The sequence below is a fragment of the Bordetella genomosp. 1 genome (assembly GCF_002261335.1).
Taxonomy (GTDB): Bacteria; Pseudomonadota; Gammaproteobacteria; order Burkholderiales; family Burkholderiaceae_B; genus Bordetella.
Map to the genome: position 1 here is coordinate 574,664 of NZ_NEVL01000003.1, position 25,721 is coordinate 600,384.

Annotated in this window: 22 protein-coding genes; 10 read left to right on the forward strand and 12 right to left on the reverse strand. The window is 69.4% G+C overall.

Translation table 11 applies throughout. The features are described 5' to 3' along the window. Window positions 1–70 precede the first annotated feature (70 nt). Complete coding sequence (locus tag CEG14_RS11110; RefSeq protein WP_094826420.1) at window positions 71–1,150, reverse strand: DNA-binding protein; 1,080 nt, start codon at window positions 1,148–1,150, stop codon at window positions 71–73. A 156-nt stretch (window positions 1,151–1,306) separates the two neighbouring features. Between CEG14_RS11110 and CEG14_RS11115 the strand changes: the two genes are divergently transcribed. Then, the gene (locus CEG14_RS11115) at window positions 1,307–2,557 is read left to right on the forward strand and encodes a site-specific integrase (RefSeq protein WP_094826421.1); all 1,251 of its coding nucleotides are present in this window, start codon (window positions 1,307–1,309) and stop codon (window positions 2,555–2,557) included. 116 nt (window positions 2,558–2,673) lie between these two features. Here CEG14_RS11115 and CEG14_RS11120 read toward each other — a convergent pair whose 3' ends face one another. Continuing rightward, window positions 2,674–3,447: an alpha/beta fold hydrolase gene (locus CEG14_RS11120; RefSeq protein ID WP_094826422.1), complete on the reverse strand. Its 774-nt coding sequence runs from the start codon at window positions 3,445–3,447 to the stop codon at window positions 2,674–2,676. Between the two features lie 133 nt (window positions 3,448–3,580). On the opposite strand from CEG14_RS11120, the gene CEG14_RS11125 reads away from it, so the two are divergent. Then, a complete protein-coding gene (locus CEG14_RS11125) occupies window positions 3,581–5,023 on the forward strand; it encodes an HD domain-containing phosphohydrolase (protein ID WP_094826423.1) in 1,443 nt (480 codons plus the stop codon). A 64-nt stretch (window positions 5,024–5,087) separates the two neighbouring features. Here CEG14_RS11125 and CEG14_RS11130 read toward each other — a convergent pair whose 3' ends face one another. Beyond that, window positions 5,088–5,816: a hypothetical protein gene (locus CEG14_RS11130; RefSeq protein ID WP_094826424.1), complete on the reverse strand. Its 729-nt coding sequence runs from the start codon at window positions 5,814–5,816 to the stop codon at window positions 5,088–5,090. 672 nt (window positions 5,817–6,488) lie between these two features. Between CEG14_RS11130 and CEG14_RS11135 the strand changes: the two genes are divergently transcribed. The 3 genes from CEG14_RS11135 to CEG14_RS11145 are packed head-to-tail and all read left to right on the forward strand — an operon-like array spanning window position 6,489 to window position 10,131. After that, on the forward strand, window positions 6,489–7,916 hold the full coding sequence (locus tag CEG14_RS11135; RefSeq protein ID WP_256985643.1) for a cytochrome c: 1,428 nt from the start codon (window positions 6,489–6,491) through the stop codon (window positions 7,914–7,916). A 2-nt stretch (window positions 7,917–7,918) separates the two neighbouring features. Next, the gene (locus CEG14_RS11140; protein WP_094826426.1) at window positions 7,919–8,503 is read left to right on the forward strand and encodes a sugar dehydrogenase complex small subunit; all 585 of its coding nucleotides are present in this window, start codon (window positions 7,919–7,921) and stop codon (window positions 8,501–8,503) included. Continuing rightward, window positions 8,503–10,131: a GMC family oxidoreductase gene (locus tag CEG14_RS11145; RefSeq protein WP_094826427.1), complete on the forward strand. Its 1,629-nt coding sequence runs from the start codon at window positions 8,503–8,505 to the stop codon at window positions 10,129–10,131. Before CEG14_RS11140 ends, CEG14_RS11145 begins: the two co-directional genes overlap by 1 nt. Before the next feature lie 80 nt (window positions 10,132–10,211). Here CEG14_RS11145 and CEG14_RS11150 read toward each other — a convergent pair whose 3' ends face one another. Then, complete coding sequence (locus tag CEG14_RS11150; protein WP_094826428.1) at window positions 10,212–10,697, reverse strand: hypothetical protein; 486 nt, start codon at window positions 10,695–10,697, stop codon at window positions 10,212–10,214. Between the two features lie 247 nt (window positions 10,698–10,944). On the opposite strand from CEG14_RS11150, the gene CEG14_RS11155 reads away from it, so the two are divergent. Beyond that, complete coding sequence (locus tag CEG14_RS11155; protein WP_094826429.1) at window positions 10,945–12,390, forward strand: MFS transporter; 1,446 nt, start codon at window positions 10,945–10,947, stop codon at window positions 12,388–12,390. 98 nt (window positions 12,391–12,488) lie between these two features. Then, entirely contained in the window at window positions 12,489–13,385 is an 897-nt protein-coding gene (gene yddG, locus CEG14_RS11160) for an aromatic amino acid DMT transporter YddG (protein ID WP_094827499.1), read from the forward strand. Window positions 13,386–13,403: 18 nt separating this feature from the next. Here the strand turns inward: yddG and CEG14_RS11165 are convergent, their stop codons facing one another. Then, window positions 13,404–14,324 (reverse strand): LysR family transcriptional regulator, encoded by a 921-nt coding sequence (locus CEG14_RS11165; RefSeq protein ID WP_094826430.1) that lies wholly within the window; start codon window positions 14,322–14,324, stop codon window positions 13,404–13,406. Window positions 14,325–14,484: 160 nt separating this feature from the next. Here CEG14_RS11165 and CEG14_RS11170 point away from each other — a divergent pair, with 160 nt between their 5' ends. Beyond that, window positions 14,485–15,687, forward strand: coding sequence for an MFS transporter (locus CEG14_RS11170; RefSeq protein ID WP_094826431.1), 1,203 nt, complete (start codon window positions 14,485–14,487; stop codon window positions 15,685–15,687). A gap of 19 nt (window positions 15,688–15,706) precedes the next feature. Here CEG14_RS11170 and CEG14_RS11175 read toward each other — a convergent pair whose 3' ends face one another. Then, complete coding sequence (locus CEG14_RS11175; protein WP_094826432.1) at window positions 15,707–16,549, reverse strand: AraC family transcriptional regulator; 843 nt, start codon at window positions 16,547–16,549, stop codon at window positions 15,707–15,709. Between the two features lie 419 nt (window positions 16,550–16,968). Here CEG14_RS11175 and CEG14_RS11180 point away from each other — a divergent pair, with 419 nt between their 5' ends. Next, a complete protein-coding gene (locus CEG14_RS11180; RefSeq protein ID WP_094826433.1) occupies window positions 16,969–18,654 on the forward strand; it encodes a 2-isopropylmalate synthase in 1,686 nt (561 codons plus the stop codon). Between the two features lie 87 nt (window positions 18,655–18,741). Here CEG14_RS11180 and CEG14_RS11185 read toward each other — a convergent pair whose 3' ends face one another. The 4 genes from CEG14_RS11185 to galU all read right to left on the reverse strand — a co-directional run bounded on the left by CEG14_RS11185 (window position 18,742) and on the right by galU (window position 24,112). Next, window positions 18,742–20,040 carry a c-type cytochrome gene (locus CEG14_RS11185; protein WP_094826434.1) on the reverse strand — a complete coding sequence of 433 codons (1,299 nt, stop codon included), beginning with the start codon at window positions 20,038–20,040 and terminating at the stop codon, window positions 18,742–18,744. 13 nt (window positions 20,041–20,053) lie between these two features. After that, window positions 20,054–21,829, reverse strand: coding sequence for a GMC family oxidoreductase (locus CEG14_RS11190; RefSeq protein ID WP_094826435.1), 1,776 nt, complete (start codon window positions 21,827–21,829; stop codon window positions 20,054–20,056). A gap of 3 nt (window positions 21,830–21,832) precedes the next feature. Further along, complete coding sequence (locus tag CEG14_RS11195) at window positions 21,833–22,549, reverse strand: gluconate 2-dehydrogenase subunit 3 family protein (protein WP_094826436.1); 717 nt, start codon at window positions 22,547–22,549, stop codon at window positions 21,833–21,835. A gap of 666 nt (window positions 22,550–23,215) precedes the next feature. Beyond that, window positions 23,216–24,112, reverse strand: coding sequence for a UTP--glucose-1-phosphate uridylyltransferase GalU (galU, locus tag CEG14_RS11200; protein WP_373454189.1), 897 nt, complete (start codon window positions 24,110–24,112; stop codon window positions 23,216–23,218). Window positions 24,113–24,293: 181 nt separating this feature from the next. On the opposite strand from galU, the gene CEG14_RS11205 reads away from it, so the two are divergent. Then, on the forward strand, window positions 24,294–24,896 hold the full coding sequence (locus CEG14_RS11205; protein WP_373454190.1) for a DUF4142 domain-containing protein: 603 nt from the start codon (window positions 24,294–24,296) through the stop codon (window positions 24,894–24,896). A 4-nt stretch (window positions 24,897–24,900) separates the two neighbouring features. Here CEG14_RS11205 and CEG14_RS11210 read toward each other — a convergent pair whose 3' ends face one another. Beyond that, window positions 24,901–25,170: a DUF1805 domain-containing protein gene (locus CEG14_RS11210; RefSeq protein ID WP_094826437.1), complete on the reverse strand. Its 270-nt coding sequence runs from the start codon at window positions 25,168–25,170 to the stop codon at window positions 24,901–24,903. A gap of 83 nt (window positions 25,171–25,253) precedes the next feature. Further along, on the reverse strand, window positions 25,254–25,688 hold the full coding sequence (locus CEG14_RS11215) for a VOC family protein (protein ID WP_094826438.1): 435 nt from the start codon (window positions 25,686–25,688) through the stop codon (window positions 25,254–25,256). Window positions 25,689–25,721: the final 33 nt, after the last annotated feature.

The following is a 25,721-nucleotide window of genomic DNA, read 5'->3' on the forward strand; positions in this document are numbered from 1 at the left end:
GACGATACGGAGGGGAATTCATGCAAAAGTTCACAGAATTCCTATCCAGATCAACGACATACCGCCGTAATCAAACCTCAGATCTCTGACCTGATTTCTTAGGTTTGACAGGCGTTCGGCCGGCCAGCAACTGCTCGATCTGGCGGTCGCGCGACGCGAGCTGCGCCTCCATCCGGGCGCACTGGGCCGTGAGATCGTCGAGCCGCGCCTGGGTCATCGCCTGCAGCGCGGCGGCGCTCTCCACGTCGGCTCGCGCCTGCCGCGCGGCCTGTTCGGCCAGGCCGCGGGCGCCGACCAGCTCCGCCTGCAGACCGTTGCGCTCGCCCTGCCATTGCAGTTGTTGCTCGCGCAACATGGCGCGGCCGGCGTTCTGCGCCTCCACGATCGCCTTCTCAGCGGCGGCAAGCCGCTCCTCCGCCTGCGCCAGCGCCCGGCGCAACTGCTGCTGCTCCTGGCGCGCGGCTTCGGCCTCTTCCTGCGAACGGCGCAACGCCTGGCGCTGGGCATCCAGATCACCCAGCCAGCGCCGCTCGTGCGACGCGTGACGCTCCTGCTCCGCGGCCAATGCCTGGGCATGGGACTGTGTCTGCTCGCGCAACTGGTCGGCCAGGGCCTTGCGGTCTGCCTCCAGCGCCTGCTGGCCTTGCACCAGCTCGGCGCGCTCGATGCGCGCCTGCGCCAACGCGTCGCGCAGCTGCGACTGGGCCTCCCCGAGCCGCGCGTCGGCTGCCTGGGTCAGCGCCAGCGCGTCGCGGGCCCGCGCCTCCAGCTCCTGGGCGCGGGCTTGCAGCAGCAGGCGCTCCTGCAGCAGCTCGTGTTCGCGCTCATCCAGGGCAGAGCGGGCCTGCACCAGCGCCAGACGCTCGTCGGCCACGGTGTGTGCCCATTCGTCTTGCGCGGCCTCGAGCGCCATCTGCCAGACCTGCGTCACGGCCTTGGCGACGGGCTCGGGCACGGCGGCGCCGGGCGTGTGCTGCCCCGCCAGACGCGCGCCCAGGTTGCGGAACCACGACTTCAGCATCGGGCCGACCGTATTGGGCGACCCCCGGCCGAGCTTGAGCCGAACCCGCTCGATGGTGGGCTGATCGCCCTCCATCAGCAGCGCGTCGGCCGCCTGCCACACATCCTGCTCCTGTACGCCCTGCGCCATCTCGGCCTCCCAATGTGCCGTTTGCCGGGCGCGCGCAATCGGCGACGCCCCTGATTCGATTGCCAAGCCGAAATAAGCGCGGATAATCGAAGGTTATCCGACCTTATTTGGCTACTACGTATTATTTAATACGTATTATGTATGATCTTAGACAATATGGCGCAGCCGTCTGACGAAAAGCCATCCGAAACGCCGAAAAACCGTGGCGAAAACGCGCCGGGCGCACCCCAGCGCCTCGAAGGCGGGATCGAACCCTCGGCCGGCCCCACGGCGACCCCGGGGCCTCCCCTCCCCGCCGCCCCGGCGCCCACCGCTGCGCAGCCCGCACCGGCCGAACGGCAGGCCTACGCCCTGCTGGCCGACGCCTCGCCCGGCGTGCGCGCGCTACTGCGCGAAGGCGCCTCCGAAAACACGGCCAACGCCTATCGCGCCGCGATCCAGTATTGGTCTGCCTGGCACGCGCTGCGCGTGGGCGCGCCCATGCGGCTGCCGGTCAGCGGCGAGGCGGTGCTGCGGTTCGTGGCCGATCATCTCGAGCACGCCGGGGTCGACGGCCTGACACATGAGCTGCCGGCAGAAATCGATGCCGCCCTGGTGGCGCAGCGCGTGAAGCGACGCGCCGGGCCACTGAGCCTCGCAACGGTGCGGCATCGGCTCGCGGTGCTGTCGGAGGCCCACGAAGCGCGTGCGCTGCCCAATCCGTGCCGCGACCGCGCCGTCCAGATCCTGATGGCGCGGGCGCGCAACGCCTATGCGCGTCGCGGCGTGCAGCCGGCGCGCAAGGCGGCACTCACGCGCGAACCGCTGGAGCGGATCCTGGCCACCTGCGATGGGTCGTTGATCGGCCTGCGCGACCGCGCGCTGCTGTTGTTCGCCTGGGCCAGCGGCGGGCGACGCCGCTCGGAGGTGGTGCGCGCCACCTTTGCCAACACGGTGCGCACGACCGAAGGCTGGCAATACATGCTGACGCACAGCAAGACCAACCAAAGCGGCGCGGTGCGCGCCGACATGGTCAAGCCGATCGTGGGCCGGGCCGCGCAGGCACTGGATGCGTGGCTGACCGCGGCGGGCCTGCGCGAAGGCGCCCTGTTTCGCCGCGTCCTGAAGGGGGGCCACGTGGGTGGGCCGCTGTCGGCCGAGGCAGTGCGCCGCATCGTCCAGGCGCGCTGCGCGCAGGCCGGACTGGAGGGCGACTACGCCGCACACAGCCTGCGCTCCGGCTACGTGACCGAAGCGGGCCGCGCCGGCGTGCCGATGGCCGAGGTCATGGCCATGACCGGCCACGCCAGTGTCACCAGCGTGGCCAGCTACCACCGCGCGGGGGCGGTCGGCGCCTCGCGTGCGGCGCGGCTGCTGGAGGATGCGGACGACGCGCCCCTCACCCGCGCGCCAACGCCGCCCGGCTGATGCCCGCGCGCCGCCTCGGCGCACGAGCGCCCGCAGCGAGCGCGCAGCGAGCACGCCGCGGCAATGCAGCGGTCGGGCCGACGACGCCGCAGCCGGGCGCGCCCCGCCCTCCCCGCTTACTTCACGCTCGCGACCGCGTCCAGGATCACGCGCGCCACGTCCTGCGGACGCGACTGCTGCGGCACGTGGCTGGCGGGCAGCTCGGTGATGCGTGCGCCGATCCGCTGCGCCATCGTGCGTTGCAGGGCCGGCAGGATCATGCGGTCCTGCTGGCTCACGACGAACCACGAGGGCTTGGTCTTCCATGCCGCGACCGACACCGGCTCGCCGAACGCGCTCGCCTTGATCGGGCCCTGGGTGGCCGCCATCACGCGGGCCTGGGCCGCGGGCACGTCCTGCGCGAAGTCGCGCGCCAGGCCGGCCGGCGTGAGGCTGAGCCAGCCATGGCTGTCGGGCACGATGCTGTCGTTGCCGGGCGCCTTGGGTTGGTTCTGCGTGACCGTGGCGACCGACTGGCCGGCGTCGGGCGCGAACGCGGCCACATAGACCAGGCTCGCGACCTTGGCATGGTTGCCGGCCTGCGTGATCACGCTGCCGCCCCACGAATGGCCCACCAGCACGACCTTGCCGGGCTGGCTGTCGATCGTGCGTTCGGCGGCGGCCACGTCGCCCGCCAGCGATTCGAGCGGGTTCTGCACGGCCTGCACCTGCACGCCCTTGTCCTGCAGCAGCGCGATGACCTTGGCCCAATCCGAGCCGTCGGCAAAGGCGCCGTGCACGATCACGACGGACGGGCGCGTTGCATCGGCAACGGGGCTGGCGGCCTGGACCGACAGGCTTTGGGTCAGGCCGGCGGCGAGGAAGGCGGCTGCGATAAGATGGCGTTTCATCAGAAATCTCCTGGGATCATGGGTTTCAAGCGACGTTTCGCTTGCTGGATGCCAGTGTGGCCAACCCCGGTTCCGGCCGGTATCGGATGATCGACCGATCCCCCCGCCCGCCGCCCGCCTCTACGCTTTCGCCATGATCGCAGCCAGTCCGATAGCCCTGACCGACGCCATCCTGGCGCTCGCCTTCGTCGGCGACCTCAGCATGGGCCGCGCCACCGACCACTCCCGCCGCGCCGCCTGCCTGGCCGGCTGGCTCGCCCGAGCCGCCGGCGCCGACGACGCCATGCAGAACCACGCGCGCGCCGTCGCGCTGCTGCGCTGGTCGGGCTGCACGGCCAACGCCAGCGGCTTTGCCGAACTGCTCGGCGACGATATCGCCGCGCGCGAGGCCATGATGGCGCAGACGCTCCCGCCCCTGGATGCGCGCACCCAATCGCTGATCGTGCCGCTCGCCGTGATCCACTGCGAAATCTCGGGCGACGTGGCGGTCACGCTCGGCATGCCCGAGACGGTGGTGACCGGGCTGCGCCAGGCGTTCGAACGCCACGACGGCAGCGGCTCGCCCCAGGGCCTGGCCGGCTCGGCGATCACCCCGGTGGCGCACTACGTCAACGCCGCCAGCGATCTGGAAATCCTGAGCCGCGCACATGGCCGCGAGCGCGCGCTGCGGTTCTTGCAGAGCCAGGCCGACGCCAAGTATCCGGCGGCGATCGTGGCGCACGCGATCACGCAGGGCCCCGCGTGGCTGGACGCCCTCGACGCATCGCCACCGGACTGCGCGGCCTGGAACCTCCACAGCGCCGGGGCCTGCGACGCCGATCTGAGCCTGCTGGCAGATGTGGCCGAACTCAAGCTGCCCTGGCTCGCCGGCTACTCGCGCCGCACCGCGGCGCTGGCTCAGCGCTGCGCCCGGCAACTGGGCATGGACGAGGCCACGCAGGCACGCCTGCAGGCCGCGGCGCTGGTGCACGGCATCGGCCGGGCGGCCACGCCCAATCATGTCTGGGACACGCCGGGCCGCCTGAGCCCCGACCAATGGGAGAAGGTGCGGCTGATGCCGTACTGGACCGCGCGCGCGGCGCGCCAGATCCAGGGCCTGGCGGATGCGGCCGAACTTGCCTCGTATGCCTACGAACGGCTGGACGGCGACGGCTACTTCCGCGGCATCGGCGGCGCCGGCCTGGGCCCGCCGCAGCGGGTGCTGGCCACCTGTGTCGCCCTGCAGGCGATGCTGGAGCCGCGACCCTGGCGCGAGGCGCTGACGCCGGCACAGGCCTCGGCGCTGCTGCATGAAGAAGCGCGCGCGGGGCGGCACGATGCCACCGTGGTCGATGCCGCGCTCACCGTGCTGGATGGCGGCCTGCCCGCCGCCCGCCGCGAGTCCGGCCTGTTGTCGCAGCGCGAGCTCGACGTGCTGCGCCAGATCAGCCTCGGCGCCAGCAACAAGGAGGCCGCACGCACGCTGGACATCAGCCCGAGCACCGTGCGCACGCATGTGGAGAGCATCTTTCGCAAGCTGGACTGCACCACGCGGGCGGCCGCCACGCTCAAGGCACTGACGGCCGGGCTGCTATAGGCGCGGCCGGTGGGCAGCCTGGTCTGCCGCGCAATTCGGCTTAGGCCCGGCCGCGCCGCCGCGTCTACCAGCGCACCACGTACGGCCGGTCGCCCAGGCCCCAGGTCGAGCCGCGCCGCTCGAGCGTGATGTAGGCGCTGTGCCACCCGTCCTCGGATTCGGGCGCCGTGCGCCAGGCCAGCACCGACTTTGCGAGCGCGGGATCCGCCGCCCAGCCCTGCGCGGGCTGCGGCAGCTTCCATTGGAACTTCACCAGGGCGATCAGGTTGTCGTTGCCGCCATTCGGATTCTTCAGCGGATCGGTGGAATGCAGGATCTCCCCCACGACCAGGCCCGGCGGGCAGAACAGCGCGGTGTCCAGCGTGTTGGCGCTGGTGTGCGGCGAGGCCTGGTACACGCGCTTGCCCTCCGCCGTGAGCGCCACCTGCGTGAGCTGCCCATCGATCTCGTAGCCCGGTTGCAATCCGGGCGCGCGGCCCTCGCCCTTGGGCGACAGCGTGATCAGCTTGTTCTTCACCAGCGCGTCGACCACCGGCTTCTGGGCCGCGAGCACCTCGGTCGAGGCGCTGGCCGGCAGCGGCGGCACCCCGAGCAACGGCAGGCAGGCCCGCGCGGGCACGTTGGCGGCGCGCGCCAGCTCGGTCTCCAGGATGTTCCGGATCTTGTCGTCGTCGAGCCCCGGCCCGTCTTCGGAGTGATAGAGCAGGTGCGCACCGACCGCGGCGGCCACCAGCGCCGGCACGGCCAGCCACCATAGGGAGATGCGCGTGCGCGGGGCGGGATGGCGGGTCATCGCGAAAAACACTCCTCTGTCGAAAGCGGGACTGGCATGAGCGGGATGGCGGCGGCGCGGCCGCAGGCGTGCGACGGATCGTGCGGCGCAGCTGCGCGGCGGGCGCGGCCCGCGCCCACTATAGCGCGGTTGCCCGCGCAACGACCGGCGCGGCAACGCAGGCCCGGACAAGCCGGCGGGCACGCGCGGCGGTCCGCGCCGGCGCCGCCCCAGGACGCGCCGGGCCGGCCCGCACCCGCGTCGGCGCTCCTTCCGTCACGAAGCGCGCTGGCGCAAGCGGCGCCGACGCACCGACATGCGGCCTCCACACCCGCCGCGAGAAGTCCCGACACACGCGTCGCGCCGCACGCGTCCCGCTATGTGAGCGCGGCCAATTTTTCCCGCTATCTGAACAGTTTCAAACCATGTTGGTGCACAAGCTTTCCACCACCTTTCACGCAATCGTTGCGCGCGCAATTAAATGATGGAAAGGTGAATTCCAGCCCTGGAAAACAGGCATTTTTTTACCTGGGTGTCAGTTTCGACGGGCAACATGAACGAAAGTATTAGGGACCGACACCATCTGCCGATTTCCCGGATCGGCACGCCCCCATACGCTTCATTCCCATTGCCTGGCGCGTCGCTCATGGGCGCGCGCCAACTCCGCCCATTCCTTTCCGCTCGATCCCTGTCATGCCCACAATGCTCCGGCGATTGTTCAAGACGTCCTGTCTGCTGCTCGCGCTCGCGGGTGCGCAGCAGGCCTGGTCCGCCACGCCTGCCGCCGAATCCGCCACCCCCGCCTCCCGCAACCCCACCACGGGCGAGTATCTCTCCATCGCATCCGACTGCGTCGCGTGCCACACCGTGCCGGGCGGCAAGCCCTACGCGGGCGGCTACGGCATCGACTCGCCGATGGGCAAGATCTGGTCGACCAACATCACCCCCTCGCGCGAGTTCGGCATCGGCGCCTACTCGCTGCAGGACTTCTCGCGTGCCGTGCGCGAGGGCGTGGCCCGCGACGGCCATCGCCTGTATCCGGCCATGCCGTACACCGCGTACGCCTCCATGACCGACCAGGATGTCGAGGCGCTCTATCACTACTTCATGAAGGAAGTGAAGCCGGTGGACGCGCCCACGCCCAAGACCGAGCTGCCCTTCCCGTTCAGCATCCGCCAGTCGATGATCGTGTGGAACGCGGTCAACTTGTCGTCGGGCCCGTTCCAGGCCGACCCGTCCAAGTCGGAGCAGATCAACCGCGGCGACTATCTGGTGAACACGCTGGCGCACTGCGCCGCCTGCCACACGCCGCGCGACTTCCTGCTCGCCGAGGATGCCGGCCGGGCCCTGTCGGGCGGCCAGCTCGGCGCCTGGTTTGCGCCCAACATCACCTCCGATCCGGTCGCCGGCATCGGCGGCTGGAGCGACGCCGAGCTGGTCGCGTATCTGCGCACCGGCCACGTCAAGGGCAAGGCACAGGCCGCCGGCCCGATGGCCGAAGCCATCGAGCACAGCCTGCAGCACCTGTCCGATCCGGACCTGCACGCCATCGTGGCGTATCTCAAGCAGACCCGCCCCGTTGCAAGCGGTGAAGCCAAGCCGCGCTACGCCTTTGGCGGACCCGATGACACCGAGGCCCGCCAGCGCGGCAATCTGGTGCGCGACCTGGATCCCGGCTGGCGCGTCTACTCGGCCACCTGCGCCGCCTGCCATGGCGCGCGCGGCGAAGGCACCGAGTCGTACCCCTCGCTGTATCACAACACCGTCACCGGGGCGCCCGACGCGTCGAACCTGATCGCCACCGTGCTGTACGGCGTGCATCGCAAGATCGACGCCCACGAAGACATCTCGATGCCCGGCTTCGGCCCGCAGGCGTCCTACACCGAACGCCTGTCGGACCAGCAGATCGCCGACGTGAGCAACTACGTGCTGGCGCATTACGGCCAGGTCGGCCAACGCGTGACGCCGCAGGACGTGGCGCTCGCGCGCAGCGGCGGCCCCGAACCGGCGCTCATCCGCGTGACGCGCTACGCCCTGCCAGTGGGAGGCGCCGTGGCGGTGCTGCTGCTGATCGCGATTGTGTACCTGGTGGCGCGCCGACGCGCCCGGAAGAAGGCCTGATCATGAAATCGACGAATCCCGTTTCCCCGTTCCCCGCGCGGCCGCTCGAGAACCCGGCGCGCCGCACCCTGGTCAAGGGCGCCGTGGCCTGGACGGTGCTGGGCGCCGCGCTCGCGCCCCTGCCGATCCGCCGCGCGCTCGCCGCCGCCCAGGAGAGCGCAGCCGCACCCGCCGCGCTCTCGCCCGCGTTGCAGGCGTTCCAGCGTGCCTCGGTGTTTCTCACCGGCAAGGAAGTGAGCGCCGCGATGGCCGCCCGCTGCCACGACGCGCTGACCAAGCGCATGCCCGACATCGACAGGATCGCCGCCGGCGTGAACGCGCTGGTCGAGCAGAAGCAGCTCAAGCACATGGACGACTACCTGGCGCTGACCGACGTCGATCCCAAGCTGGACCAGGACGCCAAGGAAATCGTGCGCGCCCTGTATCTCGGCGTGGTCGGCGACGACGCCGAGGCCGAATTGTTCGCCTACGAAGAGGCGCTGATGTACGACGCCACGCGCGACGTGCTGGTCGTGCCGACCTACGGCCGCGGCTTCAACACCTGGGGCCCCAAGCCCGCGGACAGCAACATCAAGGTTGAGAAATAATGGAATACGATAGCGACGTACTGATCATCGGTTCGGGCGTGATGGGCGCGCTGGTGGCCTCGCGCCTCGCACGTGCCGGCAAGTCGGTCACGATTGTGGAGGCCGGGCCGCGCGTCACGCGCCCGGAAATCGTCGAGCGCTTCCGCAACGCACCGGTCAAGCTTTCGCTCACCAACATCAAGCTGCAGGGCGCGGGCTCGCCCTTCCCGAATCCGCCGCACATTCCGTCGACCTACGGCGATTACCTGCAGCAGGTCGGTCCGGTGAAATACCCCACCAAGTACCTGCGCGTGGTCGGCGGCACCACCTGGCACTTCGGCTCGGCGCTGTGGCGCATGATCCCGAACGACTTCAAGACCCAGAGCCTGTACGGCCGCGGCCGCGACTGGCCGATGACCTACGACGAGCTCGAGCCCTACTATTGCCAGGCCGAGGCCGAGCTCGGCGTCTCGGGCATGGATGGCCAGGACGAAAGCGGCCAGGGGCTGCCGCACCAGTTTCCGCCGCGCTCCGAGCCCTTCCCGATGCCGGGCCTCGCCGTGCCGTACTTCATGCGCCGGCTGGCCGCGCAGCTGTCGGTGGGCGGCTACAACCCGATCTACGAACCGAACGGCCGCGCCACGCGGGAGTACAAGGAGCGTCCGCTGTGCTCGGGCAACAACAACTGCAACCCGGTCTGTCCCAGCGGCGCCAAGTATGATGGCACCCGCCACGTCGACGACGCCGAGCGTCATGGCGCGCGCGTGCTCGACAACTCGGTGGTCTATCGCATCGAGGCCAACGACCAGGGCAAGATCGTCGCCGCGCACTACAAGAAGCCCGATGGCTCCGAGCACCGCCTGACGGCGCGCTATTTCGTGCTGGCCGCCTATGGCATCGAGAGCCCCAAGCTGTTGCTGATGTCGACCTCGGAGAAGTATCCGAACGGCATCGCCAACAGCTCCGACCAGGTCGGCCGCAACCTCATGGGCCACACCGGCATCGCCATGAACGTGATGGCCAGCGAAGACCTGTGGCCGGGCCAGGGCCCGACCGAATTGCTGGTCTACATGAACTACCGCGACGGCGCGTTCCGCAAGGACATCCCGAGCTACAAGACCAAGCTGCGCAATACCGTGCCGACCTCGTCGATCGCCACCGACCTAATGAAGAAAGGCGTGTTCGGCTCCAGGCTGGATGCGGAAATCCGCCGCATCTCGGCGCGCTCGCTCAACTTCGCCGTGGACTTCGAGACTGAGCCGCTGCCCCAGAACCGCGTCACGCCGAGCAAGACCAAGACCGACGCGCTGGGCCTGCCCCTGCCCGAGATCTACTACAGCGTGAACGACTACTGGAACGCCGGCCGCGACTTCGCGGTGAAGGACCTGCAGCGCATGGCGCAGCTGATCAACGCCGACATTCTCAAGATGGACACCGGCCACCAGGATCGCCAGCACATCATGGGCACCACCATCATGGGCGCCGATCCGCGCACCTCGGTGGTGGATCGCGATGGCCGCTCGCACGACCATCCGAACCTGTTCATGGTCGGCACCAACGTGATGCCCGCCATGGGCTGCGTGAACCCGACGCTGACCGGCGCCGCCGTGTCGCTGCGCACCGCGGATGTGATGTTGCAGGAAGTCTGACGCCGGCCCGTCCGGCGCGCTGCATCACTCCACACGGCCACCCTGTGGTGGCCGTGTGCGTTCTGGAGGCAGGCTGACCGTCAGTCCAGCAGCGCGGCCGCCGCGCCGCCCGCCAGGATCGCGGCCAGCAGCGCGTCGAGGCTCTCGGCCACGACGCTCACCTCCTCGAACGCCGGCTCCACGCCGTGCACGATCCGGCCCGTGTCACGGTCCAGCGCGAGATACGCGTAATCGCCGCCCACGCTCATGAAGATCGGCAGATGACGGGCCCAGAACGCGGTCACCGCCTGCCGGTCGGCCTCGCTCATCGCGGCGTCCATGCTGATCTGGCGGAAGGCGTCGGGGCCGAAGGCGTCGTCCGAGGCGGCGGTATAGTCGGCGGCCGCCAGGAACCAGCGGGTGTCGTCGGCGCTGTTCAGTTGCGTGTACAACGACAGAAACGCCGCGTGGCTGGGCGCGCCCGCCGCAGCGTCCACGGCCGCCGCGAGCTCGCCGGGCGCGGCGCGGCGCACCGTCCAGCCGCTCGCGGCGAGATGGTCGAGAAAGCGTTCGTGCAGGGTCGTCATGGGGTGTCGTAATCGAGAGACGGCGCGCGCCGCGGCAGTCGCCATGATGCCATCATTCAGTTCGGCGTCATCCCGGCACTGCTAGTATCCCCCCATCGTGTCGGCCACCCGGCCGCCACCGTAAGCGTTCACGTCAATCAACGCGCCCGCTGTCCGCACGCCGGACGGGGCGCTGGCGTGCACGCGTGGCTCGCCGCTCCCCGCTGTCGTGCGCATGGCCTGATGACCGCAACGCGGCCCCTCGCCCATGGCAACCGATACCACCCTCCCTGCTCGCCCTCCCGACACGGCCGAATCGCGCCGCCGCCTGTACACGGCCCTGCTGGTGGCCGCCGCGTTCTTCATGGAGAACCTCGACGGCACCATCATCACCACCGCCGTGCCGGCGATGGCGCGCGATTTCGGCGTGCTGCCGATCGACCTCAATCCCGGCGTCAGTGCCTACCTGCTCACGCTCGGCATCTTCATCCCCATCAGCGGCTGGGTCGCCGACCGCTTCGGCCCGCGCCGCATCTTCGCCAGCGCCATCGTGATCTTCACGCTGGCCTCGCTGGCCTGCGGCATGGCCGACAGCCTCGGCATGTTCGTCGCGCTGCGGGTGCTGCAAGGCATCGGCGGCGCCATGATGGTCCCCGTCGGCCGCCTGGTCGTGCTGCGCAGCACGCCCAAGCACCAGCTGGTGGGCGCGATCGCCATCCTGACCTGGCCCGCCCTGGTCGCGCCCGTCCTGGGCCCGCCCATCGGCGGCTTCATCACCACCTATGCCTCGTGGCGCTGGATCTTCTATCTCAACCTGCCCATCGGCCTCGCCGCCCTGGCCGCCGCGTGGGTGCTGATCCCGAACGACCGCGCGGCCACCCGGCGCCCCTTCGACTGGGCCGGCTTCTTCTGGATCGGCAGCGGGCTGTTCTGCGTGCTGTGGGCGCTCGAGCATTTCGGCAAGCCGACACTCGACTGGTCGGCCATCGGCGTCTGGGCCGTCCTGGGCAGCCTGCTGCTGGCGTCGGGCGTGCGCCACCTGCACCGCACGCCGCATCCCATGCTGAGCCTGGCCGCGCTGCGCATCCCGACCTTCGCCGTCACGTGCTGGGGCGGCTCGCTGTTCCGCATGTCGGTCGGCGCCGTGCCGTTCCTGCTGCCGCTGATGTTCCAGGTCGGCTATGGCATGGACGCCTTCCATGCCGGCCTGCTGGTGATCGCCGTGTTCGCCGGCAACCTGCTGATGAAGGTCTACACCACGCGGGTGCTGCGGCGCTTCGGTTTTCGGCCCACGCTGCTGGTCAACGGGCTGATCAACGCGCTCGCGCTGATGGCCTGCGCCTTCATCGGCCCCGACACGCCGGTGGCAGCCACCGCCGTCCTGCTGTTCGTGGGCGGCATGGCGCGCTCGATGCAGTTCACGGCGCTCAACACGCTGGCCTTTGCCGACGTGCCGCAGGAAGGCATGAGCGCGGCCAACACCCTCTTCAGCACCGTGTTCCAGCTGGCGATCGGCATGGGCGTCGCACTCGGCGCGGTGTCGATCCGGGTGGGCGAATGGGCCGCGCCCTTCCTGCATCTGCAGGACCTGCCCGGCATCCCGTTCCGGCTCGCCTTCGTCGCGGTCGGCCTGGTGGCGCTGCTCGGCCTGGCCGACAGCCTCGCGCTGGCGCGTGGCGCCGGCGAACACGTCGCCCGCCCGCAGCCGCGCTGACGCCCGCGCGCCGCAGCCGGCCCGGGCGCGCCCGCCCGGCTGCGTTACGATGGCGGCCCCGCCCTTTCCATGCCGTACCCGCAGTGAAGCAACGCATCATGACGACCGCCTCCGACGCCGCGACCCGCCGCGCCACCCTCATCGGCCTGTGCGCCGTGCTGTGCTGGAGCGCCATGGTGGGCCTGATGCGCAGCGTGACCGAGGCGCTCGGCGCGGCGGGCGGCGGTGCGATGCTGTTCACCACCAGCGCCGTGCTGGTGACGCTGGTGCGGGGCTGGCCCCGCCTGCGCGGCTTCCATCCGGTCTATCTGGTGGTGGGCGGCGCCCTGTTCGTGGCCTACGAAGTGTGCCTGGCGCTGTCCATCGGCTATGCCCATACCCGCGCCCAGTCGCTCGAACTGGGCATGATCAACTATCTCTGGCCCTGCCTCACGCTGGTGCTGGCCGTGCTGTGCGGCCAGGCGCACGCGCGCTGGTGGATGTGGCCGGGCGCGCTGCTGTCGCTGGCCGGCATCGTCTGGGTGCTGAACGGCGACGGCTCGGCCTCGATCACCCGCTTCGTCAGCAACCTGCAGGACAACCCGGTGGCGTACACGCTGGCCTTCATCGCGGCCGGCCTGTGGGCCTGCTATTCGGTGCTGACGCGCCGCTACGGCCGCGGCCAGAACGGCGTGCCGGTGTTCCTGGCGGGCGCGGCCACCGTGCTGTGGCTCAAGTACGGCCTGAGCGCGGAGCCGGCGCTGCAGTTCACGGCGGGCGCGCTGGCGCAGGTGGGCATGCTGGCGCTGTTGACCGCCGCCGGCTACAGCTGCTGGAATCATGGCGTGCAGCACGGCAACCTGGCCATCATGGCCGCCGGCTCTTACTTCACGCCGGTGCTGTCCGTGCTGCTGGCGAGCCTGTGGTTGCGCACGCAACCCACCCTGGGCTTCTGGCAAGGCGTGGTGATGGTGACGGCCGGCTCGCTGGTCTGCTGGCGCGCCACGCGGCGCTGAGCGCCGCCGCGCTCAGCATCACAGCGCACGCAGCGGCGCGCGCTCGCCCCGATCGTCCGGAAACACCCGCGCGCACAGGAAATCCACCAGCGCGCGCACCTTGGGCGACGGATGTTTGCTCGCCGGCCACTGCACGTAGAACACGCCGGTCCAGCTGACCTGATCTTCGAGCAGGGCTACCAGCCGCCCGTCGGCCAGCGCGCTCTCCACCGCGAAACGCGGCACGAAGGCGATGCCCAGCCCGCGCAGCGCGAAGCAGACCCGCGTTTCGAGGTTGTTGGCGATCAGTGTGGCCGGCAGCTGCAGTTCGCCCTCGACCGAGCCGTCGATCACCGGCCACGCCTCGAGCTTGCCGCGCGTGGGATAGCGGAACTGCAGGCAGCGATGCTGCGCCAGATCGGCCGGCGAACGCGGCGTGCCGCATTCGGCCAGGTAGGCCGGCGAGGCCACGAGCAGCGACTTGTATTCGCCGAGCCGGCGCGCCGACAGACGCGAGTCGACCGGATGGCCCGAGCGCACCACGGCGTCGAAGCCTTCCTCGATCACGTCCACCATGCGGTCGGTGAAATCCAGATCGAGCTGGATCTCCGGATAGGCACGCATGAAGTCGCCCAGCACCGGCAACACCAGCGAGCTCACGATGGGCAGGCTCACGCGCAGCCGCCCGCGCGGCGCGCCGCTGCTTTGCGACAGCTCGAGTTCGGCGGCCTCGATCTCGGCCAGGATGCGGCGGCTGCGTTCGAGAAAAAGCGCGCCCTCGGCCGTCAGGCTGACGCTGCGCGTGCTGCGGTGGAACAAACGCACGCCCAGTTTTTCCTCGAGGCGCGCCACGCTCTTGCCCACGGCCGACGCGGAGACCCCCAACGCGCGTCCGGCCGCCACGAAACTGCGCGTCTCGGCCACCTGCACGAACACCATGAAGCCGTTCAGGCTGTCCATTGCGATCCCCATTGCGGACATAGTTGTCCGCACAACGAGGAACTGTACCCCACTTTTTCTTTAATGCGCCGCTGTCTATCGTGACGGCCTGATCATCCGAACGAGGCAGCACCATGCTCAACCCCTTCCCCGCTCATCCCCTTGCGCCGCAGGTGGCGTCATGAATCCCGCCGCCGCCGACCGCCTGCCCTGGGGCGCCCTGCTCGCGCTCGCGATGGGCGCCTTCATCACCATTCTCACCGAGGCCCTGCCGGCCGGCCTGCTGCCGCAGATGGCCCAGGGCCTGGGCGTGTCGCCGTCGATGGCGGGCCAGACCGTGACCGTCTACGCGGTCGGCTCGCTCGCCACGGCGATTCCGCTGACGGCCTGGACCCAGGGCATGCGCCGCCGCGGCCTGCTGCTGGCCGCGCTGGCCGGCTTCGCCATCGCCAACGCCGTCACCACCTTCTCGCCCTGGTACGCGCTCACGATGGTGGCGCGCTTCCTGGCGGGCGTGTCGGCCGGCCTGCTGTGGGCGCTGCTGGCGGGCTACGCCGCACGCATGGTCGCGCCGCACCTGCGCGGGCGCGCCATCGCGGTGGCGATGGTCGGCACGCCGCTCGCGCTGTCGCTGGGCGTGCCAGCGGGCGCATTCCTCGGCAACCTGATGGGCTGGCGCGCCTGCTTCGGCATCATGAGCGTGGCCGCGCTGCTGCTGATCGTCTGGGTGCGCGTGCAGGTGCCCGACTATCCGGGCCAGTCGCGCGGCGCGCGCGCCTCGCTCGGCCAGGTGCTGCGCATGCCGGGCGTGCGGCCGGTGCTGTTCGTGGTGCTGGCCTACGTGCTCGCGCACAACATCCTCTACACCTACATCGCCCCGTTTCTGGAAGCGGCGGGCATGCCGGGGCAGACCGACCGCGTGCTGCTGGTGTTCGGCCTGGCCTCGCTGGTGAGCATCTGGATCGCCGGCACCTGGATCGACCGTCACCTGCGGGCGCTCACGCTCGCGAGCACCCTGCTGTTTGCCGCGGCCACGCTCGCGCTGGGCCTGGCCGGCCGCGACGCCGCGCTGGTATATGTGTCGGTCGCCGCATGGGGGCTGGCCTTCGGCGGCGTGGCGACGCTGTTGCAGACAGCGCTCGCCATCCATGCCGGCGCGCATGCCGACGTGGCGCAATCGATGCTGGTGACCTCGTGGAACACCGCGATCGCGGGCGGCGGCCTGGTGGGCGGGCTGGTGCTGGATTACCTCGGCGTGGCGGCCTTCGCACCGGTGTTGCTGGCCCTGCTGGCCGCCGCGCTCATTGCGATCGTGGGCGGCTGGCCGCGCGACCGCCAGGTGGCGGGCGCGGCCACACCCGCCACGGCGTGCGACGGCGCCTGAACGCCGCGCCCGGCCGGGTTCAGGCGGCGGGCTCGGCCTCGAGCGCCGCCTGCCCCTGACGCGCGAACACCGAGGGCGCCATGCCGAAATGCTGGCGAAACGCCAGCGTGAACGCGCTGTGGCTCTGGTAGCCGCACCGCAGGGCCACCTGCAGGATGGGCTCGCCTTCGAGCAGCGCATCGAGCGCGCGCAACAGCCGCAGGCGCTGGCGCCAGCGGCCGAACGTCATGCCGGTGTCCTGCACGAAGTGGCGGTGCAACGTCTTGCCGCTCATGGCCAGCGTCGCGGCCCAGTCGTCGAGCCCGAGGGACTGGCCCGGCTCCGCGCTGAGCGCGTCGCAGACCTTGGCCAGACGCGCATCCTTGGGCCAGGGCAGAAAGAACGGCAAGGCGTCGCGCGTGCTGAGCTCCTCCAGCAGCAAGGCGCTCATGAGCTGGCCATGGCGCGACGCGCCGATGCCCGGCCCGGCCTGCGCCACGCGCAGGATCAGCGCGCGCAGCAGCGCCGACACCTGGATCACACCGTTGTTGATGGACAGGTCGGGCTCGAGCCCGGGCGCGACGAAGATGCCGTAGACACGGGCGCTGCGCTGCACGGTGAAGCCGTGCGCCACGTTGGGGCCGATCCAGACCGCCGTGGTGGGCGGCACCACCCATCGGCCGGTCGAGGCCTCGACGTGCATCAGACCTTCGGCCGCATATAGCAATTGGCTGTAATCGTGTTGATGCGCGGGCACGCGATGCCCGGGCGGGTAGGCCACCGCCACGCCGGTCACGGCGCCCGTGGGCGCGGCGTGCAGCGATTGTTCGAGCGCGCGGCAATCCTCGGCGGCGAGGTGCGAGAGCGGTATGTCTATTTTCATACAGAAACTGCGAGACTTCATCACGAAGACGCATTCTGCCTGTTTGCCAAAACTGACACAACACTGAATGTCGCAATCTTGCGGGCATTGCGGAAATCGCAATCCCGGCCCTCTCGGCACGCAAGGCCAGTCCGCGCGTACGCCCACAACGATTGTCCGTTCTCGAACAGAAACTGTCGGATTGCATGAAGACGCCCGCGCGGCCGGCCCCTAGACTGTCCGCATCGGCATTGCACTGACCCCGCTACCCATCATGGCCCGCTTCCCGCACGCCCTATCGCGACTACCCCTGACGCTACGTCGGGGTCCGTCGCGCGCGGCTGCGCGCCCGGACCTGCCCTGATTCCCCGCGGACCCCGACCTCGCACACGCTTGCCCCAAGCCAGGGGAATCAGGCCCATCCCCCTCGCGAGGTTCGCATGCTGCAACACCCCCACACCAAGTACCCGCCCCGACCGCCCGTCGCCCTGCCCGACCGCCAATGGCCCTCGCGCACGCTGCACGGCGCCCCCATCTGGCTCTCCACCGATCTGCGCGACGGCAACCAGGCGCTGTTCGAGCCCATGAACCGCGAGCGCAAGCTGCGTCTGTTCGACGAGCTGGTGCGCATCGGCTTCAAGGAGATCGAGGTCGGCTTTCCGGCCGCCTCGCAGACCGACTTCGACATCGTGCGCCACCTGATCGACGGCGACCTGATCCCGGCCGACGTCACGCCCATGGTGATGACGCAACTGCGCGAAGACCTGATCCGCGACACCGTGCGCAGCGTGCAGGGCGCACGCCGCGTCATCGTGCACTTCTACAACGCCATCGCGCCGGCGTGGCGCGAGATCGTGTTCGGCATGAGCGTGGACGAGATCATCGCCATGGTGCGCCATCACATCGCGCTGCTGGTCTCGCTCACCGACGCCCATCCGGAAACCGAATGGGTGCTGCAGTATTCGCCCGAGACCTTCTGCATGGCCGAGCTGGAGGTGTCGCTCGCGGTCTGCAACGCCGCCATCGAGGCCTGGGACGCGGGCCCGACGCGGCCGATGATCGTCAACCTGCCGACCACCGTCGAGGTCAGCACGCCCAACGTGTTCGCCGACCAGATCGAGTGGATGAGCCGCCGGCTCGACCGGCGCGAACACATCGTGCTGTCGGTGCACCCGCACAATGATCGCGGCACCGGCGTGGCCTGCGCCGAACAGGCCCTGCTGGCCGGCGCGCAGCGCGTCGAGGGCTGCCTGTTCGGCAACGGCGAGCGCAGCGGCAACCTCGACGTGGTGACGCTGGCGCTCAATCTCTATACCCAGGGCATCGGCCCGGGCCTGGACTTCTCCGACATCGCCGCCGTGGCGCGCATCGCCGAGGCCTGCACCGCGCTGCCGATCCACCCGCGCCACCCTTATGTGGGCGACCTGGTGTTCACCGCCTTCTCCGGCTCGCACCAGGACGCCATCGCCAAGGGCTTCGCGGCGCAGCGCGACGGCGCGCCCTGGCGCGTGCCCTATCTGCCGGTCGATCCCAAGGACCTGGGCCGCACCTACGACAGCATCGTGCGCGTCAACAGCCAGTCGGGCAAAGGCGGCATCGCCTACCTGCTGCAGCGCGACCGCGGCATCGTGATGCCGCGCCGCATGCAGGTGGAGTTCAGCGCCATCGTGCAGAAGCAGGCCGACAGCAGCGAAGCCGAGCTGAGCAGCGACGCCCTCTGGCAACTGTTCCGCCAGACCTATCTCGCGCCCGCCGGCGGGCTGCGCTACCTCGGCCACCGGCTGAGCGAAACCGCCGACGGCCGGCAACACATCCAGATCGATCTGGAGACGCCCGCCGGCGCGGCGTGCACGCTGGCGGGCAGCGGCAACGGCCCGGTGGACGCGGCGGTGGCGGCGCTCGGCCTGCCGCTGCGCATCGACAGCTTCGAGGAGCGCAGTCTCGACGCGGGCGCGGGCGCCCAGGCGCTGGCCGTGATCGAGGCGGCCAGTCCGGGCGTGGCGGGCTCGCGCTTCGGCGCCGGCATCCACGCCAACATCGTCACGGCCTCGCTGCTCGCGCTGCTCAGCGTGGCGGCGCGCTACGGCCACGCGCTGCCCGCCCAGGAGACGGCGGCGGCCGGCTGAGCGGCGCCGCCCATGAAAAAACGCCCCGATGCTGCCATCGGGGCGTTCGATACGCGGCAGGCGCCGGCCGCGGCCGGCGCCGCGCGTTCAGCGCTTCGGACCGGGGTCCGCGCCGATTTCCTTGCGCACCTTGGCCACGTCGGAGGCGGTCACGGCCGCGCCCTTGTTGCCCCAGCTGCCTCGCACGAAGGTGACCACGTCGGCCACTTCCGCGTCGTTCAGGCGCCAGTCGAAGCCCGGCATGCCATACGCGGTGGGTGCGGCCTGGGTGGCCGGCATCTGGCCGCCCTTGAGCACGATGTGGATCAGCGAGGTCGGATCGCTGGAGTTCACGGTCGAGCTCAGCGCCAGCTGCGGGAACGTCTCGGCGTAGCCCTTGCCGGTGCTGCGGTGGCAGGCGGCGCAGTTGTTGAGGAACTGCAGCGCGCCGTTGCTGGTGTCGCGGCCCACGCGCAGATCCTGGGCGGCCTTGTCGTCGTAGGCGAGCTTGGCGTTCGCCTTTTCGTCGACCGGCTTGAGGCTCTTCAGGTACGCCGCGATGGCGTTGAGGTCCTCGTCGCTCAGATGCTGCGTGCTGTCGGCCACGACCTGCGCCATGCCGCCGAACGCCGCCGAATGGCTGTTGCGACCGCTCTTCAGGAACGCCACGATGTCGGCCTGCGACCAGCTGCCCAGCCCGTCGGCGCTGTCGCCGCGCAGGTTCTTCGCGAGCCAGCCTTCGATCACGCCTCCCGAAAGGAACGCCGTGCCGTCGGCATCGGTGAGCGCCTTTTCCTGCAGGCCCACGCCGCGCGGGGTGTGGCAGGCGCCGCAGTGACCCAGCCCTTCGACCAGGTACTTGCCGCGCAGCATCACCGCCTGGTCGGCGGCCGAGGCGGACGCCGGCACCGCGTCGGCGACGTCGGGCGCATAGACCCAGCGCCAGACCGTGAGCGGCCAGCGCATCGACAGCGGCCACACGATGTCGGTGTCGCGGTTTTCCTGGCGCACCGGCGCCACGCCCTGCATGAAGTACGCGTAGAGCGCCTTCACGTCATCGGGCGACACCTTGGCGTACGAGGTGTACGGCATGGCGGGATAGAGCGTGTGGCCGTCCTTGGCCACGCCATGGCGCACGGCACGATCGAAATCCTCGAGCGTGTAGTTGCCGATGCCGGTGTCCTTGTCGGGCGTGATGTTGGTCGAATAGATCATGCCCAGCGGCGAATCCAGGCCCAGGCCGCCGGCATAGGGCTTGCCGCCCTTGACCGTGTGGCAGGCCACGCAGTCGCCGGCACGGGACAGGTACTCGCCCTTCTTGATGAGCGCCGCATCGGCGCCATCGGCGGCGAACGCGGGCAGGCTGACGACAGCGCAGGCCAGCGCCATGATGGTTTGCTTGATCATGATGCGTGCCTCCTCAAGCCTGGACCAGCGGACCGGGGTTCTTCAGATACTGCTCCCGGATCGCCTTGGCGGCCCAATAGGCCAGCGCGCCGACCAGGCCGGTGGGGTTGTAGCCCATGTTCTGCGGGAAGGCGCAGGCGCCCATCACGAACACGTTCGGCACGTCCCAGCTCTGCAGGTACTTGTTGACCACGCTCTCGCGCGGGTTCGAGCCCATGATGGCGCCGCCCGTGTTGTGCGTGCTCTGGTACAGGCGCGTGTCGTAGTGCGCACCCTTCTTGCGGGTGGCGACGAACACCTTCTCGTGCTTGATGTTCTTGCCGACTTCCTCCATGCGCTTGCCCATGTAGTCGAGCATCGCAAACTCGTTGTCGTGCCAGTCGAACGTCATGCGCAGCAGCGGCTGGCCGTAGGCGTCCTTGTAGGTCGGGTCCAGCGACAGGTAGGCGTCGTTGTACGACTGCACCGAGCCGGAGATGCCGATCGTCATGTAGCGCTGGTAGGTGTCCTGCACGTTGGCCTTCCAGCCCGAACCCCAGCTGGCCGCGCCCGGCGTGGTCGGGGTCTGCTTGATGGGACGGCCGCCGTAGCGCACGTGACGGATGCTGGCGCCGCCGATGAAGCCGAGCGGGCCGTGGTCGAACTGGTCGCCATTGAGGTCGTCCATGCCGACGCCGCCGGCGCCGGTGCCCACGAACGGGTTGAGCTGCGTGCCCTTGGGCAGCAGCACGTTGACCGCGCCGTTCATCTGGTAGGCGTAGTTCTTGCCCACCGTGCCTTCGCCGGTCTTGGGATCGTAGGGCTTGCCGATGCCCGAGAGCAGCAGCAGGCGCACGTTGTGCATCTGGTAGGCGGTCAGCAGCACCAGGTCGGCGGGCTGCTCGATCTCCTGGCCCTTCTCGTCGATGTAGGTCACGCCCACGGCCTTCTTGCCGGTGGAGTCGAGGTTGACCTTGATGACGTGCGAGCGGGTGCGCAGTTCGAAGTTGGGCTTCTTCAGCAGCACCGGCAGGATGGTGGTCTGCGGCGAGGCCTTCGAATACATGTAGCAGCCGTAGTTTTCGCAGAAACCACAGAAATTACAGGGGCCCAAGCGCACGCCGTAGGGGTTGGTGTACGGACCCGAGGCGTTGGACGCGGGCGCCGGGTAGGGATTGAAGCCGGCTTCGCGCGCGGCCTTCTCGAACAGCTGGGCACCCAGCGTGTTGGCCAGCGGGGCCAGCGGGTATTCCTTGCTGCGGCGGCCTTCGAGCGGGTTGCCGCCCTCGACGATCTTGCCCTGGATGTTGCCGGCCTTGCCGGACGTGCCGCACACGTCCTCGAAGTGCGTGAAGTGCGGCTCCAGCTCGTCGTACGTGACGCCGAAGTCCTGCAGGTTCATGCCTTCGGGGATGAACTTCTTGCCGTAGCGCGTTTCGTAGCGCGTGCGCAGTTCCAGCTCTTCGGGCAGCACGCGGTAGTGCATGCCGTTCCAGTGGAAGCCCGCGCCGCCCACGCCGTTGCCCAGCAGGAAGGAGCCGTGCTGGCGATACGGCACCGCGGTGTCATTGACGCCGTGGCGGATCGTCACGGTTTCCTTGGACAGGTCCTGGTAGAGCTTGCCGCGCACCGAGTACGCCAGCTCGTCGAGCACCTTGGGATACTCGGCGTCGGTCGGGGTGTCCTGCATGTGGCCGCGCTCCAGCGCCAGCACGTGCATGCCCGCATCGGTCAGTTCCTGACCCAGGATGGCGCCGGTCCAGCCGAAACCGACCAGCACCACATCCACTTTGTCTTTTTTGATTGCCATCGTTCAACCCTTCTCGCCGGAGATCGACACGGGGCCGTACGGGTACTTCGCGTTGGGCTGGTCGACCCAGTCCATGAAGTCGCCGCGCGCGCCCGGGAAGCCCACGAGCTTCCAACCCACCATGCCCTTGTTGCCGCCATACATCGGGTCGGCGAAGAAGCCTTCCTTGGTGTTGGCCAGCAGGTAGCTGAAGAAGGTGGTGGCGGGGACCTTGTCGAGCTTGATCTTGTTGCCCTGCAGGTCGTGCAGGATCTGCTCCTGCAGCGTCTTGTCGAGCTCGGCGTAGACCTTGCCGTGCGTCTGGCGGCTCCAGGCGTTCAGGCCGGCGATGCCGTTGCGGTAGATGTCGCGCGGGGTCTGGTCGAGCTGGTAGCCCATCTCCGGGCGCTGCTCGGTATTGAACGGACCTTCCATGTACCAGAGCTTGCCGTGACCGTAGGGGTCTTCCATCTGGCGGTCGATGAACTCGGGCACGCCCGCGGCCACGGCGCCGGGGCCCAGGTCGTCGGCGGGGATGAGGTGATCCACCGCGGCATTGATGAATGCCCACTCTTCCTGGTTGAAATACGTGGGCGTGTAGGGCTTGTTCTGGGCCTTTCTGTCCGCATCGCTGCTACAGGCCGTCTGCGAGACGACCATGCCGCCCGCGAGGGTCGTGGCAGGAACCAGCGCTACAGCCTGCTGCAGGAAACGCCTGCGCGGCCGCGTGTCTTCTGTCATGTGACTTCTCCGTGATTTTTCCTAGCTGTCACTGCTCGAACTCGAACATGCAATGCCGGAAACACGAACCGCCGAGCTGGTGACAACACGCACTGCCTTCCGCGCGGCACGAAGCCCTGCATTCGGCAAGCTGATGCAATCCCTAGTCGGGATAGCCCGAGCGATTATGCGCTTCGCTCACCGGGCAGCTCATTTACCCGAGTAGATCGCTCGGACTATCCGGGGCAATCCCCTACTCTCATCACAGGTTTAACGCGGCTGTCAGGCTGCGCCGGCGGCCGTGCGCAGGCCGCGGGCGCCGAGCGGACCTGCCGCTGCGGGCCCGCACGCGCCGCCCGCCCGCCGCGCGGCGTGCCGACGGCGGCAGCGCCACCCGCCGAAACGCCGCACTTTCATCCGCGTTTTCAGTTAGTTGCGGGCGCATCGAATCGCGCCCGGCAAGGTTGCGTGCGACGTGCAGCCCTGCAGCGCGGCGTCTGGGTCGGGCGCGGGTGCCGCGCAACGCGCGCGATCACGATGCCTGCCGCCTGCGCGTCTCAAGCCGCATCAAAAAAGGGCGCCAGGTGTGCCCTGGCGCCCTCTTGCGGTGCTTTTCGGTCCGTTGTGGTGCGGCGCAAAAGCAACACACCTTACTCAAGCCTGACGTCCATGCGCCGCACGCGTGGCTCACTCCTCGGCCGTGTCGAGCTGGTGATACTTGCGGCCCAGCTCCACGTTGGCGCGGTAAAAGCCCGCCTTGCTGCCGCAGTCGTAGCGCTCGCCCTCGTACTGATAGCCGAACACGGCGCGGTCCTTCAGCATGGCGGCGATCGCATCGGTGAGCTGGATCTCGCCGCCCACCCCGGCCTGGGTCTGGCGCAGGTAGGTGAAGATCTCGGGCTCCAGCACATAGCGCCCCACCACGCCCAGGCGCGACGGCGCGTCGCGCGGCGCGGGCTTTTCCACGATGCCGCTGACCTGCATCAGGCGCTCGTCGCGCATCTGGCCCGACACGATGCCATAGCGATCGGTGTGCTCGGGCTTGACCGGCTGCACGGCGAGCACGCTGCCGCCCTGCTTGCGCGCCACCTCGACCATCTGCGCCGTCACCGGCGTGTCGGCATCGATCAGGTCGTCGGCCAGTAGCACCACGAAGGGCTCGTTGCCGACGATGGCTTCCGCACACAGCACCGCGTGGCCCAGGCCCAGCGGCGCCGACTGGCGCGTGTAGACGCAGTTGACGTGGTCGGGCAGCACACTGCGCACGGTCTCGAGCAGCTCGGTCTTGTTCTTCGATTCCAGCGTGGCCTCGAGCTCGGGCACACGGTCGAAGTGATCCTCGATCGGCCGCTTGTTGCGGCCGGTGATGAAGATCAGTTCGGTAATGCCGGCGGCCACGGCCTCTTCGACCGCATACTGAATCAGGGGCTTGTCGACCACCGGCAGCATTTCCTTGGGCATGGCCTTGGTGGCCGGCAAAAAACGGGTGCCCAGACCCGCGACCGGGAATACGGCCTTGCGCACCGCCGGCAGGGGCTTGGCGCCGCGATCGGCGCGCACGGCGCCCGGATGATCCATGGACATCGAAAACTCCAGAAGCGTTCGATGAAAGCACCGACGGTTGTGAACGCAACGGGCCGCGGTGGCCGGCAGCCTTGCCCACCTGGGCACTGCCGACGCTGCACTGCCGCAATTTCCGTGCCCGGGCATGGCGGTTGCTAAGGGTGACCGCATCGAGCCCGCCCCGGGCTCCCGAGGAGACCCCATGCAACCCATCACCCGCACCCACGCCCCCCTCCGCCTGCTCGCCCTGTCGCTCGCCACCGCGGGCGTGCTGGCCTGGGCCATGCCCACGCAGGCCCAGCAGACCGCCGCGCCGGCCGGCGGCGCCGTCAGCGCGCAACACGACAAGGCGATGGGCGAACTGGCGGGCGCCGACAAGGACTTCCTGGAGAACGCGGCGCAGTCGGGCCACTTCGAGATCGAGGGCAGCAAGCTCGCGCTGGAAAAGTCGGGCAACGCGGACGTCAAGACCTTCGCGCAGAAGATGATCGACGAGCACGGCAAGGTGGGCGCGGCGCTCGCGGCGCTGGCCAAGCAGAAAGGCTACGACGCGCCGAGCGGCCCCTCGCTGATGCAACAGGCCAAGCTCAAGACGCTGGACATGAGCGACGACGGCTTCGACAAGCGCTACGCCGAGATGGTGGGCGTGACCGCCCACGAAGACGCCGTCACGCTGTTCCGCAAGGCCAGCGAGGAGGCGAAGGACCCCGACGTCAAGGCCTTCGCCGCCAAGACGCTGCCGGCGCTCAAGGAACACCTGACCGCCTCCCGGGCCCTGCAGAGCAAGGTCGGCGGCGGCAAGTGAGCGATCAGGCGAAGCGCGCCAGCGCTTCCTCGCCGGTCATGCCCGGCGTCACGCCGAGCGCGGCCGCGGCGGCCGACACCGCGGAAATGGCGGTGGTGCGCATGTCGTCGAAATCGTTGACGCCCGACACGATAGCGATGGCCTCGCCGGTCTTGTCGAAGGTGACGGGGTTCAGATAGCCGCAAGCCAGGATGCCCTTGCCGCCCACCAGCATCAGCAGCGGACGCTTGAGTTCGATACGGACTTGCTTGAAGGCGGCGAAATCGACGGACATGGTGAAACGCTCCAGGATCGGCGCCGCGACGCGCGGCGCAAAGCCGGATGATAAGCCAGCGCGCACCGGCGCGGATTGACGCCCTACGATTCGAACGTGATTTCCACCGATGCCGCGCTGCGATGCGCGGACCCGTGGAACACCGCCTCGATGTTGTTGCCGTCGGGGTCGAGCACGAAGGCGCCGTAGTAGCCCGGGTGATACGGCCGCTCGCCGGGCGCGCCATTGTCGCGTCCGCCCGCCGCCAGCGCGGCGCGATGAAAGGCCTCGACCATGGCGGTATCGCGCGCCTGGAACGCGAGATGGTGGCGTCCCGTGAGCACGCCGCAGGCCGCCGCGCTGTCCACGCTAGACACGAACAACTCATCGATCCAGAAGAAATCCGGACCGTCCCCGCCCCAGGGCACGGCCAGTGCCTCGCAGACGGCGGCATAGAAGCGCCGGCTGGCCGGCAGGTCTCGTACCACCAGTTGGATATGGTCGATAAGGCGACCGCGATGCAACGACTGCGTTTCCATGTCTGTCTCCCTTGCCGGCCCCGCGCCGGTCCA